A 14,343-nucleotide genomic window follows, 5' to 3' on the forward strand; every position below is an offset into this window, starting at 1 on the left:
TTCTCTTCTGTGCCCCCAACCCAGGAACGAGGTTCCGGTTGAAGTGCAGAATGGGGCCGTGCTCCGCCCTGGTCGGTCGCTTCCAGGGGCGACGGACGCCTCCCACCCGCCCCGTCCTATGGGACGGCACGTGTGGCGACAATGAGTTTTACGAGATGAAAAAGCCGCGGCCAAAAAATCCGCAAGCCGCGCCGGCCGGGCTGCTTATCCGCCGTCCGGCCGATGACGCTGACACGGACGAAGGGCGGCTCACCACATGAGCCGCCCTTCCTGAAAAATTGATCTGCGCCGTCAGTTCCAGCGCTTCAGAACGACGCTGGCGTTCACGCCGCCAAAGCCGAAGCCGTTCGACATGGCGACATCGATCTTCTGCTCACGGGCTTCCGGCCCGATGAGATCGAGCCCTTCCGCACCCTCCATCGGATTTTCCAGGTTGAGGGTCGGCGGCAGAATGCCATCGCGCAGCGCGAGAATGGTGAAGACCGCCTCCAGTCCGCCGGCCGCACCGAGAAGGTGGCCTGTCGCCGACTTGGTCGACGAAATCGCCACCTTGTGGTCGCCGAAGACGGACCTGACACCGGCAAGCTCACCGGCATCGCCGACGGGCGTCGACGTCGCATGCGCGTTGAGATAGCCGACGGCAGAAGGTTGAATACCGGCCTGCCGAAGCGCGATGGCCATGGCGCGGCGGTTGCCAGCCCCGTCTTCCGGACCCGCCGTCAGATGATAGGCGTCGGCAGTGGTCCCGTATCCGAGGACTTCCGCGATCGGCGTCGCGCCGCGTGCCTCGGCATGTTCCAGGGTCTCCAGCACCAGCATGGCGGCCCCCTCGCCCATCACGAAGCCGTCGTGATCGCGATCGAACGGCCTTGAGGCCTTTTCGGGCGTCTCGTTGAAATGCGTGGAAAGGGCCCGCGCCGCCGCGAAGCCGCCAAGGCTGACGCGGTCGATGCAGGCCTCCGCGCCACCTGCCAGAATCACATCCGCTTCGCCGTCCCGGATCAGCCGCGCGGCATCGCCGATCGCCTGCACGCTGGCCGCGCAGGCCGTGACCGGCGCGCCAATCGGCCCGCGAAAGTGATGACGGATCGAAACCTGGCCGGCCGCGAGATTGACCAGGAACGACGGCACGAGAAACGGCGACAGACGCCGTGCACCGCGGGCCGTGGTCAGGTCGGCGGCGGCACGCATCGCCGGAAATCCACCGACGCCAGAGCCGATCACCGTGCCGGTGCGCTCGCGCTCGCCTTCATCCTCGGGATGCCAGTCGGCCTGCCCGAGCGCCTCTTCGGCCGCCACCATCGCCATCTGGATGAAGCGGTCCATCTTCTTGAGGTCTTTTTCGGGCACCACGCGCGTGGGCTCGAAGCCGCCTTCCGCATCATCCGAAACGGCGGGAACAACCCCGCCGATCTTGGAAGGGATATCCGGGACGACGTCTTCGGGGAGTGCGCGGATACCGGAGCGGGCTTCGACCAACCGGCTCCAGACGAGGTCCACACCGCAGCCGAGCGGCGAGACGACGCCGAGCCCTGTCACGACCACACGCTTGTTCGGGTTCATGGAAACATCCTGACGTTCACATTCTCAGAAAGACGATTCGGCGCAACCTGCACTCCGAAGCCGCATGTGCAAGGCGGCATGACGCGCATTGCGACATTGCACGGATCGACTCAAGCCTTCCGGCGGTCGGCCGGGTGTCGATGCCGACCTCGGTTACTCACCGTCCTGTGCAGATCAAATAGCCCGACCTCACGCAGCCGACCGCCCTAATCTGATGTCATTCACAAGACGCTACAAGCGCTACGCTACGAGGGGGCTCTCCACCAACGGGGACGCCGCGCATCACAGGCGCGTGGGCAACGAGCCACATGGTTCTTCCGTCACATAGTCGTACAAACTTGACCGTGATCAGCGAGCCATGCAATCGGACGCTGAGTGTCGGCGCTGCCTGACGCCAACAATGAGAACGAGTTCTGGGGGAGTGGATGACGACGAGGTCCACCTTTGAGCCGAATGCGCCAACGCCCGGCGCAGCCGCATCCTGGCGCGAGCGGCTATGGCCGCGCGGCGGCAGCGGATCTGGCGAGAACCTGCGGCTCCTCGCCCTGATCATCCTCGCTTACATCGTCATCGTGACGTTCCAGTCGCCGGATTTTCTGTCGCTTGCATCTCTGTTCGACCTGATCCGCACGGGCTCCGCCCTCACCATCGTCGCCCTCGGGGTTCTCGTCGTCATGGTCACGGGTGGGATCGACGTGTCCTTCCTTGCGAACGCGATTCTGTCGGCCTGGATCGCCACCGCTTTGTCCAACGCTCTCGGGATCGACAGTCTCGCATTCGCGCTCACCGTCGCGATCGGCATCGGCACCTTCGTCGGCCTCGTCAACGGCCTGATCATCTATCTGTTTTCGCTCCCGACCTTGATCACGACCCTTGCGATGCAAGGGGTTCTGCAAGGCGTGCTCATGGTCTTTCTCGGCGCACGGCCGATCACCGCGGGCTTCATGCCCTCCTCGCTGCGCGATTTCGGCACCTCAGTCCTGTTTGAGATCCCGGCCGGCCCCGGCTTCACCGGGCTTTCGGTCTTCGCAATCCCCCTCGTGATCGTGATTGCGCTCACCTGGTATCTTCTCAACCGAACGCCGATCGGCCGGGCGAGCTATGCCCTCGGCTCCAATCCCCTCGGCGCCGTGCGCTCCGGCGTCGAAGTCTTGAAGATCAACCTCGTCGTCTATGGCTATGCCGGTGCGCTTGCGGGCCTCACCGGCCTCATGATGGTGTCGGAAATCCGCCTCGTGAACCCGGTCTCGCTCGTCGGCAACGAACTCATCGTGCTCGCGGCCGTCGTCATCGGAGGCGCGAAGCTGACAGGCGGCACAGGCTCCGTCGGCGGCGTCGTTCTCGGCATGGCGCTGATCACGCTCTTGAGCAACACGCTGGTGACCCTTGGGCTTTCCGCCTCGTGGAATCGCTTCTTCATTGGCGCGGCCATGGTGGCCATCGCTGCGATCTCTCATTACCGGGCGAAGCAGCGCAATCTGAAGCTCCTCAACTTCCAGGATGTGTGAGCACGGCCATGGCTGATACAACGCCTTCTCACCCCGCACCCACGAGCAAGCGGCCAGGATTGCAGGCCCGCCTCAACGAAGAATTCCTGGCCGAAGTCGTTCTCTACGGCATCGCAGCGATCGTGCTCGCTCTGATCGCCATGCGTCTTGGCGGTGCGTTCTTCAATGCCACCAACCTCGTCTCGGTTCTCGAGCAGGTGCCGGAATTCGCCCTCTTCTCGCTCGCCATGGCGATTGCCATGATCACCGGCGGCATCGATCTTTCCGTGATCGCGGTCGCCGACCTGTCGGCGATCTTCGCGGCCTACATCATGACCAATCCGAGCATCGTCGACGCGCTCGGACCCGGCGGCGCGATCGCGCTCGCCACCGTCGTGGCGCTCGGAGCGTCTGTGCTGATGGGGCTTTTCAACGGCATCATCATCGCCCGTTTCGGCGTCCCGGCGCTGGTGACGACGCTTGGCACGATGCTGCTCTATTTCGGCCTCGCCTCAGGCCTGACGGGCGGCGTCGGCATCACCGGCATGCCTTCGGCGTTTACCGACATTTTGATGCTGAAGCTCGGGCCGATCCCGGTTTCGTTCTGCGGATTGGCGGTGCTGTTCGTCCTCGCATCCTTCTACATCCGCAATTCACTGTTTGGAAAAACCCTCTACCTCTACGGCGACAACAAGGTCGCGGCCCTCTTCACCGGCCTGCCGATCAACCGCGCCATCATCATTTCCTATGCGCTTTCCGGCCTCCTCGCCGGCGCTGCCGGCCTCATCATGCTGGCGCGCTTCAATTCCATGAAGGTCGGATTCGGCGACACGTTTCTGCTGCAGGCGATCCTGGTCGCGGTTTTGGCCGGCATGGATCCCTATGGCGGCCGCGGGCGGCTTCTCAACGTGCTCGCCGCCGTCCTGCTTTTGCAATGCGTGGAGAACGCCTTCACCATCGAAGGGCTCTCGCCCTATGCCAAGAAGATGATTTGGGGCGGTCTTCTCCTCATCTTCATGGCGCTGAACTTCTTCGTGCGCAGGATCGTGAGGCGCTCGCTGACGCGCGCCGCGCTCCGTGCTGGCTGATCAGGAGATGACAATGGAAACGATCACAAGCGGCTTTGAACGGGCCGTCGAAGAACTGAGCCAGGTGGCGAAGCGCCTGGATGAAGCCGAGATCAGCGCCTTCATGGACGCGATCATCAAGGCGAAGCGGGTCTTTCTGATCGGTGTCGGGCGCGAAGGCCTGTCGACCCGGGCTTTCACCATGCGCCTCATGCATCTCGGCAAGGAAGCGCATTGGATCTGGGACGACACGACGCCCTCGATCGGGCCGGGTGATCTGCTGATCGCCACCTCGGGCAGCGGCTCGATCGGCCATATCGATTATGTGCACGACCAGGCCGTCGCGGCCGGCGCCGCCACCATCGTGGTCACCGGCGATCCGAGCGGCACGACGGCGCAGAAGGCGAAACAACGCCTGTTCCTGCCGGCCGCCGTCTTCAAGGGGAAGGCCGACGTGGTGCCATCCACGCAGCCGATGGGCAATCTCTTCGAGCAGGCCCTGCTCATTCTCTTCGACCAGATCGTGATCGCGCTTGCCGAGCGCATGCAGGTCGACCGCGAAACCATGGTCGGGCGTCACCGCAACGTCGAGTGACGTCGCGGCTTTTCCAGACGCTTAAGCTCTCGATCGAAATCGAAACCGACAGGACGCTCAGTCGTCCTGCCGGATCGTTGCGGCGATGCGAGCCGATGTAATCTCCGGACCCGAAAATTCCTCGACGATCCGTCCCGTGCGGAAAACGAGGACGCGGTTGCAGCTCATGGCGAGCTCGTCGAGATCGTCGGAAATCATGATGACGCCACAGCCTTCGCGTGCCAGCGTCTGCACGATTTCATGGATCTCGGCCTTGGAGCCGATATCGATGCCGGCCGTCGGATTGTCGAGAATCAGGATCTTCGGCTCGGTCGCCAGCCATTTGGCGAGCACGACCTTCTGCTGATTGCCGCCGGAGAGGCTCTGCACCGGTTCTGCGGCCGATGGGGTTTTCACCCGCACCTTCCTCACCCATTCGTCGCCGATCGTCGCTTCCTTGTCGCTCGAAATGAGCGATAGCGCGCCCTTGATGCGCTCATAGATCGACGAGGCGATGTTCATGCGGATCGGCTTGCGGCCGAAGAGCCCCTGGCTCGCCCGATCTTCCGAGACGAGCACGATCCCAGCGCGCACGGCATCCTGCGGCGAGGTGATGCGCAATTCCGCACCGTCGACGAGCACACGGCCGGACTTCGCCGGATTGAGACCGAAGAGCGAGAGCGCGGTCTCCGTGCGCCCGGAACCAGTCAGGCCGGCAAAGCCCAAAACCTCGCCCGCGCGCAGCGCGAAAGACAGATCGCGGTACTGACCGTCGCGCTGAAGATCCTGAACTTCGAGGAGAACAGACGCATCCGCCCTCACCTCGTCGCTCTTTCCAGCAACGACGCGCACACCCGTCATCAGGAAGCCGAGCTCGCTGACATCGATATCGGCAGGCGCGTATTCACCCACTTCCTTCCCGTCGCGGAGCACGTAGATGCGGTCTGCGATCTCGAACACCTCGTCGAGCTTGTGGCTGACGAAGATGACGGAAATTCCGCGTTCCTTGAGGCGCCGCACCATGGTCAGCAATTGCTCGACATCGCGCGCCGGCAGCGCGCTCGTCGGCTCATCCATGATCAGCAGGCGGCATTCCTGTGTCAGGGCGCGCGCGATGGCCGTCGTTTGCTTCGCGCCGAAGGACAGATCTCCGAGCCTCGCATCGAGCGGCAGCTTCGCCCCGAGGGAGGCAAGCGCGTCTTCCGCCGTCTTTCGGCACGCCTTCCAGTCGACCCACAATCCCTTGCGATGCTGGATCTCGTGGAACGCGATGTTCTCGGCAACCGTGAGGTCCGGGAAGATCGCCAGATCCTGATAGATGATCTGGATGCCAAGGCGCATCGCCTGCGACGGGCTCAAGCGCTGATAGGCATGGCCATCGAAAACGATGTTGCCGGAATCCGGCTCCTCGGCACCGCAGATGCACTTCATGAGCGTCGACTTGCCGGAGCCGTTCGTGCCGGCGATGCACAACACCTCGCCGGCGGCAATCGACAGGTCGACATGATCGAGGGCCTGGGTCGCGATATATCGCTTGCTCAGGCCCTCCAAGCGGATCAGTTCAGCCATGATCGCTGAGCATCCCCTGGGTCAGAACTTGTAGTCCTTCCAGTTCTCTGCGGTCAGGATCAGTGTCGCATCGCCATAGACGACACCGTCCTCGATGGTGACTTTGTCGTAGCCCGGCCGCTTCAGGTCCATGCCCGCCTCGACGGTTTCGCCGTTCAGAAGCTTGTAGGCGACAAAGGCGGACGCGTAACCGGCATCGGCAGGACGCCAGCAGAGCGCCACATTCTGATAGCCGTCCTCGAGATACGGGCCATTGATGCTCGGAAGGCCGAGACCGACCACGGCGATGTCCTTGCGGCGCAGCTTCTCGACCGCGAGGGCCGCCATCGATGTGCCCGACACCGAGCAGCCGACGATACCCTTGAGGTCCGGGTAGCGCTTCAGCACCTCGTTGACCTTGTCGAGCGCGGTCTTCTCGTCGTTGTTGTCCTCGATCGGCTCGGACAGGACGAATTCCATGTCCGGGTAATCGGCCTTGATGTGCTCCATGCCGGCATTGAACCACTGCATGTGCGTTTCCATCGTCAGCGCACCGACGATCGCGACGAACTTGCCTTCGCCATTCATGGCCTTGGCGAGCTTATCGAACATGAGGGCGCCGAAATCCTCGTTCTTGAAGGCTTCGACATCGTAATCGGCCGTGCCCGCAAGGCTCTTCGCCTCATGGCTGACGATGACGATACCGGCGTCCTTGGCCTTCTGCAGCACCGGCTCCATGGACTTCGGATCGTTCGGGACGACGAGGATGGCGTCGACATTCTTGGCGATCAGGCTTTCGACCATCTGCGCCTGCTTGGCGGGGTCTCCGGTCTCGGGTGCGATCTGATAGGCGTTGACGCCGAAATCCTTGGCGAAATCCTCCACGCCCGTGCGCATGTCATCGAACCAGGAGATACCCTCCTGCTTGGCGCACATGACGATCTCGAATTTCTTGGGCTGAGCCCAGACTTTCGACGCTCCCGGAAGCGCGGCACCAGCCGTCAGAAGGGCGGCGGAACCGAGCAATCTTCTTCTTGTAATCACTGTTGGTCTCCTTTGTCTCCGAGGAGGAGAGCACGCTGCGCCTGCCCTTTTAATTGCACCTTGATTTGCATCAAGGACAATTTTGAGCCCGATCGTCGCGCAAAAGCGTCAGCCTGGCGACAAAGGGACAGCCTAAGGACGCCACCCGCACGAGCGCACCAAAGCCCGCTGCTCAGACGATGAAGGCAGCCTCTCCCGGCCTTTCGTCGAGAAGCCGTTTGAGGCGCCAGAGCCCGTCTTCCACCCGCGAGTGAGACGCCTCATGGCTAAGGCAGAGGCGAACCGCGGCAGGCGCGACGGCGGGATCGACGCAAAAGGACCGTGCGGAGCGCAAGGCGACACCCTCACGCTGCGCCGCCGCTTCGAAGGCATCCGGCCGCCATCCTTCCGGCAGATGCAGCCAGATATGAAAGCCCGCCGGATCGGCCGCCAAGCGGCTCCCTTTCAACGTCTCACGCGCCAAGGCCTGCCGCGCCTCGGCAGCCTGGCGCTTCTCTTCGTTGAGGCGCTCCGCCGTCCCATCTTCGATCCAGCGTGTCGCGATCTCCGCCATCAGCGGCGGCGGCATCCACGAGGAGAGTGCGACACCCGCCCGCAAGGCTCTCTCATGGCGCATGGGCGCGCTCAGATAGCCGACCCGCAGACCCGGCGCGAGGCTCTTTGAGGTGCTCGCCACATAGATTGTCTGATCGGGCAGACAGGCTCCGAGAGGCGCAGGCCGCGAGCGCGGTAGAAAGCCGAAAACATCGTCCTCCAGAATGTCGATGCCGTGGCGCTCGGCGACTTCGGCGACGGCCCGACGGCGCGCCTCGGACATCGTCGCAGTCGTCGGCGTGTGCAGCGTCGGCATGGTGTAGAGAAGTCGGGCGGCCGTCGCCCTGCATTGTTCGTCGAGAGACTGAGGTAAGAGCCCCTCCCTGTCCATGGCGACAGGAAAAACCCTGAGACCGAGACGCTCGGCCGCCGCCAGGACGGGTGCATAGGAGAGCTCCTCGGCAAGGATCGCATCGCCGGGCCGCGCCAGCGCCAGGAGCGCCACGAAGAGCCCCTGCTGCGAGCCGTTGGTAAGCACGATCGACCGCCCCTGATGGGGAAGCCCCAGCGTTTCGATCCATGCGCCCGCGGCCTCTGCGTGCCGCTCTGCCGTTCGTCCCGGCCAGTGATCGAGAAAAGCCCCGAGCCCCGGCTCACCCGAGATTGCGCGCAGCGTTTCTGCAAGTTGCCTCTCCGCCTCGCCGAGCGGCGGCAGATTGTTGGCGAAATCGATCGCATCGCCCGCAGGCCGCGCGAGCCCCGCGTTCCATGCACCGCTTGCCGCGGCAGTGACCGCTTTCACATCGCGCACATAGGTGCCGCGCCCCACGCTGCCTTCCAGAAAGCCGCGACGCACCGCCTCGCCATAGCCGCGCGTCACCGTCGAGAGCGACAAGCCCAGCCGCCAGGCGAGATCGCGCTGCGGCGGCAACCGCTCGCCGGCGCTCAAATCCCCCGCAGAGATCGCTGTGCCGATCGCCTCGGCGAGTGCCGTGTAGGCCGGGCCGGAAAAGCGGGAAAGATCAGGGGTCCACATTGCCATCAATACAATAATCCGATTGCATTCAATATCGCACGAGACATACCAATACAATCACACGCGTCTTCTCATGGAACGGTGATGTCCCCGTCGCATCGCACCGGCATTCTCTACGCCCTTTGTTGCCTCGCCATCCTATCGGCGATGCCGGTCATCGCCGACGCGCGTCCCGAAGGATCGAGCGGCCTCTCCTTCGCCATCTGGCTCACCTTCTGGCAGCTTGTCGCGGGTCTTCCGCTCTTTATCGTCGAGCTCCGGCGCTGGGCGCCCCCGAGCGCGGCGGCACGACGGCCTTCCGCCCGAACGCTCGCAATCGCGCTCCTGACCGGGGCGATGTTCGCGGTGGCGACTTACATGTATGTGGTGGCGGCCAAGAAGGCCGGGCCCGTCAGCATGGTGATCGCGCTGCAGGCCTATCCGCTCTTCGCCATCCTTCTGGAGGCGGTTCTTCTCGGCAAACGCAAGAGCACCACCGAGCTCGGCTTCACCGCACTCCTCCTCGCGGCTCTCGTCTATCTCACCACCGGCGGCACGTTTCGCGTGGCGGACATCTCATGGTGGTCGGCCTATACCCTCGGCATCCCGGCATTGTGGGCCATCGCACATGTGCTGCTGCGCCAGGTTCTGATGACGACGTCGATCACGCCAAACCAGGTGACCGTCACCCGCCTCGTTATCTCCGGCATCGTGCTTCTCGCCCTTCAGGCGGTCATTGGCGAACCGGGCGCTCTCTTGCAGGGTTTCACCGATCCGACCTTCCAAAAGGCCGCGATCCTCCTCGGCGTCGCCTACTATCTGGAGCTCGTCCTGTGGTTCAACGCCATCCGTCATATCGATGTCTCCGTCGCGAGCTCGATCACCGTGCCGACCCCAGCGGTCACCATGCTCATCACGGTGGTCGTGCTCGGCGGGCGCGTGGAGACGTTTCAGATTCTGGCGATGGTCGTCATCTGCGTGGCACTCTATGGGCTCCTCTTCGCCGGCCGTCATACGCGCCGCGCACCCTCGCCCGGTTGACCGTCCGGGATAGCACCAGCACGACCGTGCGAACCGGCGCCTGATCCCATCGTGGCGCGGGCCATGCCATCACGCGTTGGTGGCCCGCCCTGAGGCTTTGTGGCAAGGACGGCGAATGGCATCGCTCCCCTCCTCTCTGACCAACACACCCGCCGAGATGGTCCGCGGCATCATGATCTTTGTCGCCGGCGGCATAATCATCCCGACGATGGATGCCTTGAGCAAGCTCCTCATCACGCAGCACGGCCTTTCGGCCGGCGAAGTCGGAGCCGTTCGTCTCTTTCTCCAGGGCGTGCTGATCTTGCCCCTGCTCCTGCATTGGGAAGGGGCCGCCGCTCTGCGCATTCCGCATCTCGGGCTCAACCTCCTGCGGGGTGCCTGTCTCGGTTTCGGCAGTCTCGCCTTCTTCGCCGCGCTGCGTTTCCTGCCGCTCGCCGACGCGATTGCGATCTTCATGATCGAGCCGATGATCGTCACGCTGCTGTCCGGCCTCTTCCTCGGCGAAAAGGTGGGCTGGCGGAGGATCGTGGCGGTCCTTGTCGGATTTGCCGGAGCCCTCATCATCATCCAGCCGAGCTACGCGGTCTTCGGGCTGCCCGCTCTCTTGCCGGCGCTGACTGCCTTCCTCGTCGGAATCTATTTCATCTTGAGCCGCCACGTGGCGCACGGTGCGAGCGCCTTCGCGATGCAGTTTTATGCAGCTCTCGGTGGCTTTGCGGTCATCGTCGCCGCGATGATCGTCTGCCGTCCTCTCGGCTTCGACGATCTTGCCTTCTCGTGGCCGGCAAGCACTCTTGCCTGGGTTCTGTTGCTGGCGACAGGCGTGATCGGGACATTCGCCCATCTTCTCTTCAACCGAGCCTACCAGCTCGCCCCGGCCTCGGTCCTCGCCCCTTTCGGCTATACCGAGATTGTCTCCGCGGTGGCTCTCGGCCTCCTGGTCTTCGGCGACCTCCCGAATGCCCCGAAATGGGCCGGGATGGCGATCGTCGTCGGCTCCGGCATTTTCATCTATCTGCGCGAGCATCGAATCGCCCGCACAACGGCAAAGCCGCCGGTCACGCACTGAGGCGACCGGCGGCTCGAGAGGCTCAAGCGTTCAATCGTTCAAGCGCTCAGAGCGGGATGTTGTCGTGCTTCTTCCAGGGATTGGCGAGTTCCTTGCGGCGCAGGAGCCGGAAGGCGCGGGCAACCCGCCGTCTGGTCGATTGCGGCATGATCACGTCGTCGATATAGCCCCGCTCCGCCGCCACGAACGGATTGAGGAAATGATCCTCATAGGTCTTGGCGTGCTCGGCGATCTTCTCCGGATTGTCGATATCCTTGCGGAAGATGATCTCCACCGCACCCTTGGCGCCCATGACGGCAATCTGGGCCGTCGGCCAGGCATAGTTGATATCCCCTCGCAGATGCTTGGAGGCCATGACGTCGTATGCGCCGCCGAAGGCCTTGCGCGTGATCACCGTCACCTTCGGCACCGTCGCCTCGGCATAGGCAAAGAGGAGCTTGGCGCCGTGTTTGATGAGGCCGCCATATTCCTGCGACGTGCCGGGCAGGAAACCCGGAACGTCGACGAAGGTGAGGATCGGGATGCCAAAACAATCGCAGAAGCGCACGAAGCGTGCCGCCTTCCGAGAGGCATCCGAATCGAGGACGCCGGCCAAAACCATCGGCTGGTTTGCCACGACACCGACCGTACGCCCCTCGATGCGACCGAAGCCGGTGAGGATGTTTTTCGCATGGTCGGGCTGAATCTCGAAGAAGGCCCCCTCATCGAGCGTCTTCAGGATGGCTTCCTTGATGTCGTAAGGCGTGGTCGCCGAATCCGGGACCAGCGTATCGAGAGATTTCTCCTGCCGATCCCAAGGATCGTGGACCGGGATTTCCGGCAGGTCGGCCTTGTTGTTGAGGGGCAGGTAATCGTAGAGGCGACGGATCTCCAAAAGCGCCTCGACGTCGTTTTCAAAGCCGCCGTCCGCCACCGACGACTTCACGCAATGCACCGATGCGCCACCGAGCTCTTCGGCCGTCACCGTCTCGTTGGTCACGGTCTTCACGACATCCGGGCCGGTCACGAACATGTAGGACGTGCCGCGCACCATAAAGATGAAATCGGTCATCGCCGGCGAATAGACGTCGCCACCCGCACAAGGCCCCATGATCACCGAGATCTGCGGAATGACGCCGGAGGCAAGAACGTTGCGCTGGAAAATCTCAGCATAGCCGCCAAGTGCCGCAACGCCTTCCTGGATGCGCGCGCCGCCGGCATCGAAAAGCCCGATGATCGGCGTGCCGTTCCTGAGCGCCATGTCCTGGACTTTGCAGATCTTCTCCGCATGCGCCTCGGAAAGCGACCCGCCGAAGACGGTGAAGTCCTTGGCGAAAACGTAGACGGGGCGGCCGTTGATCGTCCCCCATCCGGTGACGACGCCGTCGCCCGCGATCTTCTGCTCCTCCATGCCGAAGGCCGAAGAACGGTGCTCGACGAACATGTCGAACTCTTCGAACGAGCTGTCGTCGAGGAGCACCACCAGGCGCTCGCGCGCGGTCAGCTTGCCCTTGTCATGCTGGCCCGCAATACGCTTCTCGCCGCCGCCCGCGCGCGCATTGGCACGCCGCTTTTCCAACTCCACTAGAACGTCACGCATTCTACCCCCCAATCAGATTGATCTTGTTTCCATGGCCATTAGCCGGTTTAGAATCTCGTCTTCATATAACGGCCTACGCCAAACGGGAGCATTTGTTGAGAGAGATCGGATGCGAATCTGGCGTTGATGTGAAGAGGCACGACCGCTTCGTGACATTGCGGGCCGTGGCGCACGCTATATTCATGGGGATCACGAAGGGAATGCACCAATGCCAGAGCCGGCCGAACCGCAAACGGAAATCGTCTACCGGCACAGATGGGCAACGCGCCTCTGGCATTGGCTGAACGCGTTCTGCCTCTTCTTCCTTCTCGCGAGCGGTCTGCAGATCTTCAACGCGCATCCCGCGCTCTATCTCGGCACCCAGTCGAACTTCTCCAACTCCCTCGTCTCCATGACCGCCATGCGTACGGGTGACGGCAGCCTGCGAGGCATTACGGAAATCGGCAGCATGGACTTCGACACGACCGGCTTTCTGGGCGCCTCACGCGACAGCAGCGGGGCACTTGTCGCGCGCGGTTTTCCCGCCTGGGCGACCATCCCGAGCTATCGCGACCTTGCGACCGGTCGGGTCGTGCACTTCTTCTTCGCCTGGGTGCTCGTGGCGGGTGGCCTCGCCTATGTCTGCGTCAGCCTTTTCAACGGCCATTTCCGCCGCGATCTCATTCCCCGCCGCGGCGAGCTACGCGCCATGCCGCGCGCGATCGGCGATCACCTCCGCTTCCGCTTCGGACGAGAGGCGCATTACAACATTCTGCAAAAGCTCTCATACCTCATCGTCATCCTCGGCCTCATTCCAACGATGGTCGCCACCGGTCTCGCCATGTCGCCGGGGATGGATGCTGCACTGCCCTGGCTTCTCGATCTGTTCGGCGGACGCCAGTCGGCACGCACGCTGCACTTCATGACGATGAGCCTGCTCGTCCTCTTCTTTGTCGTTCACATCGCCATGGTCCTGGCGGCGGGCCCGGTCAACGAAATGCGTGCCATCCTCACCGGGCGGTACCGCGTGCGGCCCGAGGCGAAGGGGAAAACCTCATGACCATCACCCTGACGCGTCGCGGCCTTATCCGGGCCGCCGCCATTGGCGGTGGAGCCGCGCTACTGTCCGGTTGCGACCGCATCGTCCAGAATCCGATGGCACGCGCTTTCTTGCAGCGGGCCGAAGATCTGACGATGGCCGCGCAGCGCAGCCTCCTCGATCGTGAGGCGCTGGCGCGCGAGTATTCCGAAAGCGAGATCATCCAGCCGCAGCGTCCGAACGGCTCGATCAGTCCGCGCGATCCGGATTATCGGGAGATGGCCGCGAATGGCTTCGCCGATTGGCGTCTTTCCGTCACCGGCCTCGTCGAACGACCGCAATCCCTGTCGCTCGACGAATTACGTGCCATGCCGGCGCGCACGCAAATCACGCGGCATGACTGCGTCGAGGGATGGAGCTGCATCGCCAAATGGACGGGCGTGCCCCTCACCGCCGTCCTCGATGAAGCCGGTATCAAACCCGGTGGCAGCTACGTGGTCTTCCGCTGCGCTGACACGCTCGGTCGCGAAAAATACTACGAATCGATCGACATGATCGACGCCCGTCACCCGCAGACGATCCTCGCCTACGGCCTCAACGATGAAACCCTGCCGGTCGCAAACGGTGCGCCGTTGCGCGTGCGCATCGAACGCCAGCTCGGCTACAAGATGGCGAAGTACGTCATGGGCATCGAGGTCGTGGGGAGCTTCGCCTCAATTCGCGGCGGCAAGGGCGGTTATTGGGAAGACCGCGGCTACGAATGGTATGCCGGCATCTGAGCCATAACCGCCAGCCGAAACGGAA

At 63.3% G+C, this 14,343-nt stretch carries 12 protein-coding genes; 7 read left to right on the forward strand and 5 right to left on the reverse strand.

The genetic code is table 11. The features are described 5' to 3' along the window. Nucleotides 1–291: 291 nt before the first annotated feature. Nucleotides 292–1,563, reverse strand: a complete 1,272-nt coding sequence (gene fabF / locus L0F51_RS05090) for a beta-ketoacyl-ACP synthase II (RefSeq protein ID WP_234628221.1) — start codon at nt 1,561–1,563, stop codon at nt 292–294. Nucleotides 1,564–1,988: 425 nt separating this feature from the next. On the opposite strand from fabF, the gene L0F51_RS05095 reads away from it, so the two are divergent. Genes L0F51_RS05095 through hxlB form a run of 3 tightly spaced genes read left to right on the forward strand, consistent with a single transcriptional unit; the run spans nt 1,989 to nt 4,712 of the window. Beyond that, nucleotides 1,989–3,071, forward strand: coding sequence for an ABC transporter permease (locus tag L0F51_RS05095; RefSeq protein ID WP_234628222.1), 1,083 nt, complete (start codon nt 1,989–1,991; stop codon nt 3,069–3,071). 8 nt (nt 3,072–3,079) lie between these two features. Beyond that, nucleotides 3,080–4,138, forward strand: a complete 1,059-nt coding sequence (locus tag L0F51_RS05100) for an ABC transporter permease (protein WP_234628223.1) — start codon at nt 3,080–3,082, stop codon at nt 4,136–4,138. A 13-nt stretch (nt 4,139–4,151) separates the two neighbouring features. After that, nucleotides 4,152–4,712, forward strand: a complete 561-nt coding sequence (gene hxlB, locus L0F51_RS05105) for a 6-phospho-3-hexuloisomerase (RefSeq protein WP_234628224.1) — start codon at nt 4,152–4,154, stop codon at nt 4,710–4,712. 57 nt (nt 4,713–4,769) lie between these two features. On the opposite strand, the gene L0F51_RS05110 is transcribed toward hxlB, so the two are convergent. The 3 genes from L0F51_RS05110 to L0F51_RS05120 all read right to left on the reverse strand — a co-directional run bounded on the left by L0F51_RS05110 (nt 4,770) and on the right by L0F51_RS05120 (nt 8,859). Beyond that, a complete protein-coding gene (locus L0F51_RS05110) occupies nt 4,770–6,260 on the reverse strand; it encodes a sugar ABC transporter ATP-binding protein (RefSeq protein WP_234628225.1) in 1,491 nt (496 codons plus the stop codon). A 21-nt stretch (nt 6,261–6,281) separates the two neighbouring features. Further along, nucleotides 6,282–7,283: an autoinducer 2 ABC transporter substrate-binding protein gene (locus L0F51_RS05115; RefSeq protein ID WP_234628226.1), complete on the reverse strand. Its 1,002-nt coding sequence runs from the start codon at nt 7,281–7,283 to the stop codon at nt 6,282–6,284. A gap of 172 nt (nt 7,284–7,455) precedes the next feature. Continuing rightward, on the reverse strand, nt 7,456–8,859 hold the full coding sequence (locus L0F51_RS05120) for a PLP-dependent aminotransferase family protein (RefSeq protein ID WP_234628227.1): 1,404 nt from the start codon (nt 8,857–8,859) through the stop codon (nt 7,456–7,458). Nucleotides 8,860–8,937: 78 nt separating this feature from the next. Here L0F51_RS05120 and L0F51_RS05125 point away from each other — a divergent pair, with 78 nt between their 5' ends. Next, nucleotides 8,938–9,873 carry a DMT family transporter gene (locus tag L0F51_RS05125; RefSeq protein WP_234628228.1) on the forward strand — a complete coding sequence of 312 codons (936 nt, stop codon included), beginning with the start codon at nt 8,938–8,940 and terminating at the stop codon, nt 9,871–9,873. 115 nt (nt 9,874–9,988) lie between these two features. Then, nucleotides 9,989–10,942: a DMT family transporter gene (locus tag L0F51_RS05130; protein WP_234628229.1), complete on the forward strand. Its 954-nt coding sequence runs from the start codon at nt 9,989–9,991 to the stop codon at nt 10,940–10,942. Nucleotides 10,943–10,988: 46 nt separating this feature from the next. On the opposite strand, the gene L0F51_RS05135 is transcribed toward L0F51_RS05130, so the two are convergent. Then, complete coding sequence (locus tag L0F51_RS05135; protein ID WP_234628230.1) at nt 10,989–12,521, reverse strand: acyl-CoA carboxylase subunit beta; 1,533 nt, start codon at nt 12,519–12,521, stop codon at nt 10,989–10,991. A 208-nt stretch (nt 12,522–12,729) separates the two neighbouring features. Here L0F51_RS05135 and L0F51_RS05140 point away from each other — a divergent pair, with 208 nt between their 5' ends. Together L0F51_RS05140 and L0F51_RS05145 are read left to right on the forward strand one after the other, a co-directional pair. Further along, the gene (locus tag L0F51_RS05140; RefSeq protein ID WP_234628231.1) at nt 12,730–13,560 is read left to right on the forward strand and encodes a cytochrome b/b6 domain-containing protein; all 831 of its coding nucleotides are present in this window, start codon (nt 12,730–12,732) and stop codon (nt 13,558–13,560) included. After that, nucleotides 13,557–14,318 carry a molybdopterin-binding protein gene (locus tag L0F51_RS05145; RefSeq protein ID WP_234628232.1) on the forward strand — a complete coding sequence of 254 codons (762 nt, stop codon included), beginning with the start codon at nt 13,557–13,559 and terminating at the stop codon, nt 14,316–14,318. Before L0F51_RS05140 ends, L0F51_RS05145 begins: the two co-directional genes overlap by 4 nt. Nucleotides 14,319–14,343 lie beyond the last annotated feature (25 nt).

This window comes from Afifella sp. H1R, from assembly GCF_021462425.1.
Lineage (GTDB): Bacteria > Pseudomonadota > Alphaproteobacteria > Rhizobiales > Afifellaceae > Afifella > Afifella aestuarii.

Excerpts from the sequence above, each read along its gene's own strand:
- L0F51_RS05145 (WP_234628232.1), top strand. The coding sequence starts at position 13,557 with ATGACCATCACCCTGACGCGTCGCGGCCTTATCCGGGCCGCCGCCATT.
- fabF (WP_234628221.1), bottom strand. The coding sequence starts at position 1,563 with ATGAACCCGAACAAGCGTGTGGTCGTGACAGGGCTCGGCGTCGTCTCG.
- L0F51_RS05140 (WP_234628231.1), top strand. The coding sequence starts at position 12,730 with ATGCCAGAGCCGGCCGAACCGCAAACGGAAATCGTCTACCGGCACAGA.
- L0F51_RS05130 (WP_234628229.1), top strand. The coding sequence starts at position 9,989 with ATGGCATCGCTCCCCTCCTCTCTGACCAACACACCCGCCGAGATGGTC.
- L0F51_RS05125 (WP_234628228.1), top strand. The coding sequence starts at position 8,938 with ATGTCCCCGTCGCATCGCACCGGCATTCTCTACGCCCTTTGTTGCCTC.
- hxlB (WP_234628224.1), top strand. The coding sequence starts at position 4,152 with ATGGAAACGATCACAAGCGGCTTTGAACGGGCCGTCGAAGAACTGAGC.
- L0F51_RS05110 (WP_234628225.1), bottom strand. The coding sequence starts at position 6,260 with ATGGCTGAACTGATCCGCTTGGAGGGCCTGAGCAAGCGATATATCGCG.
- L0F51_RS05100 (WP_234628223.1), top strand. The coding sequence starts at position 3,080 with ATGGCTGATACAACGCCTTCTCACCCCGCACCCACGAGCAAGCGGCCA.
- L0F51_RS05120 (WP_234628227.1), bottom strand. The coding sequence starts at position 8,859 with ATGGCAATGTGGACCCCTGATCTTTCCCGCTTTTCCGGCCCGGCCTAC.
- L0F51_RS05095 (WP_234628222.1), top strand. The coding sequence starts at position 1,989 with ATGACGACGAGGTCCACCTTTGAGCCGAATGCGCCAACGCCCGGCGCA.
- L0F51_RS05135 (WP_234628230.1), bottom strand. The coding sequence starts at position 12,521 with ATGCGTGACGTTCTAGTGGAGTTGGAAAAGCGGCGTGCCAATGCGCGC.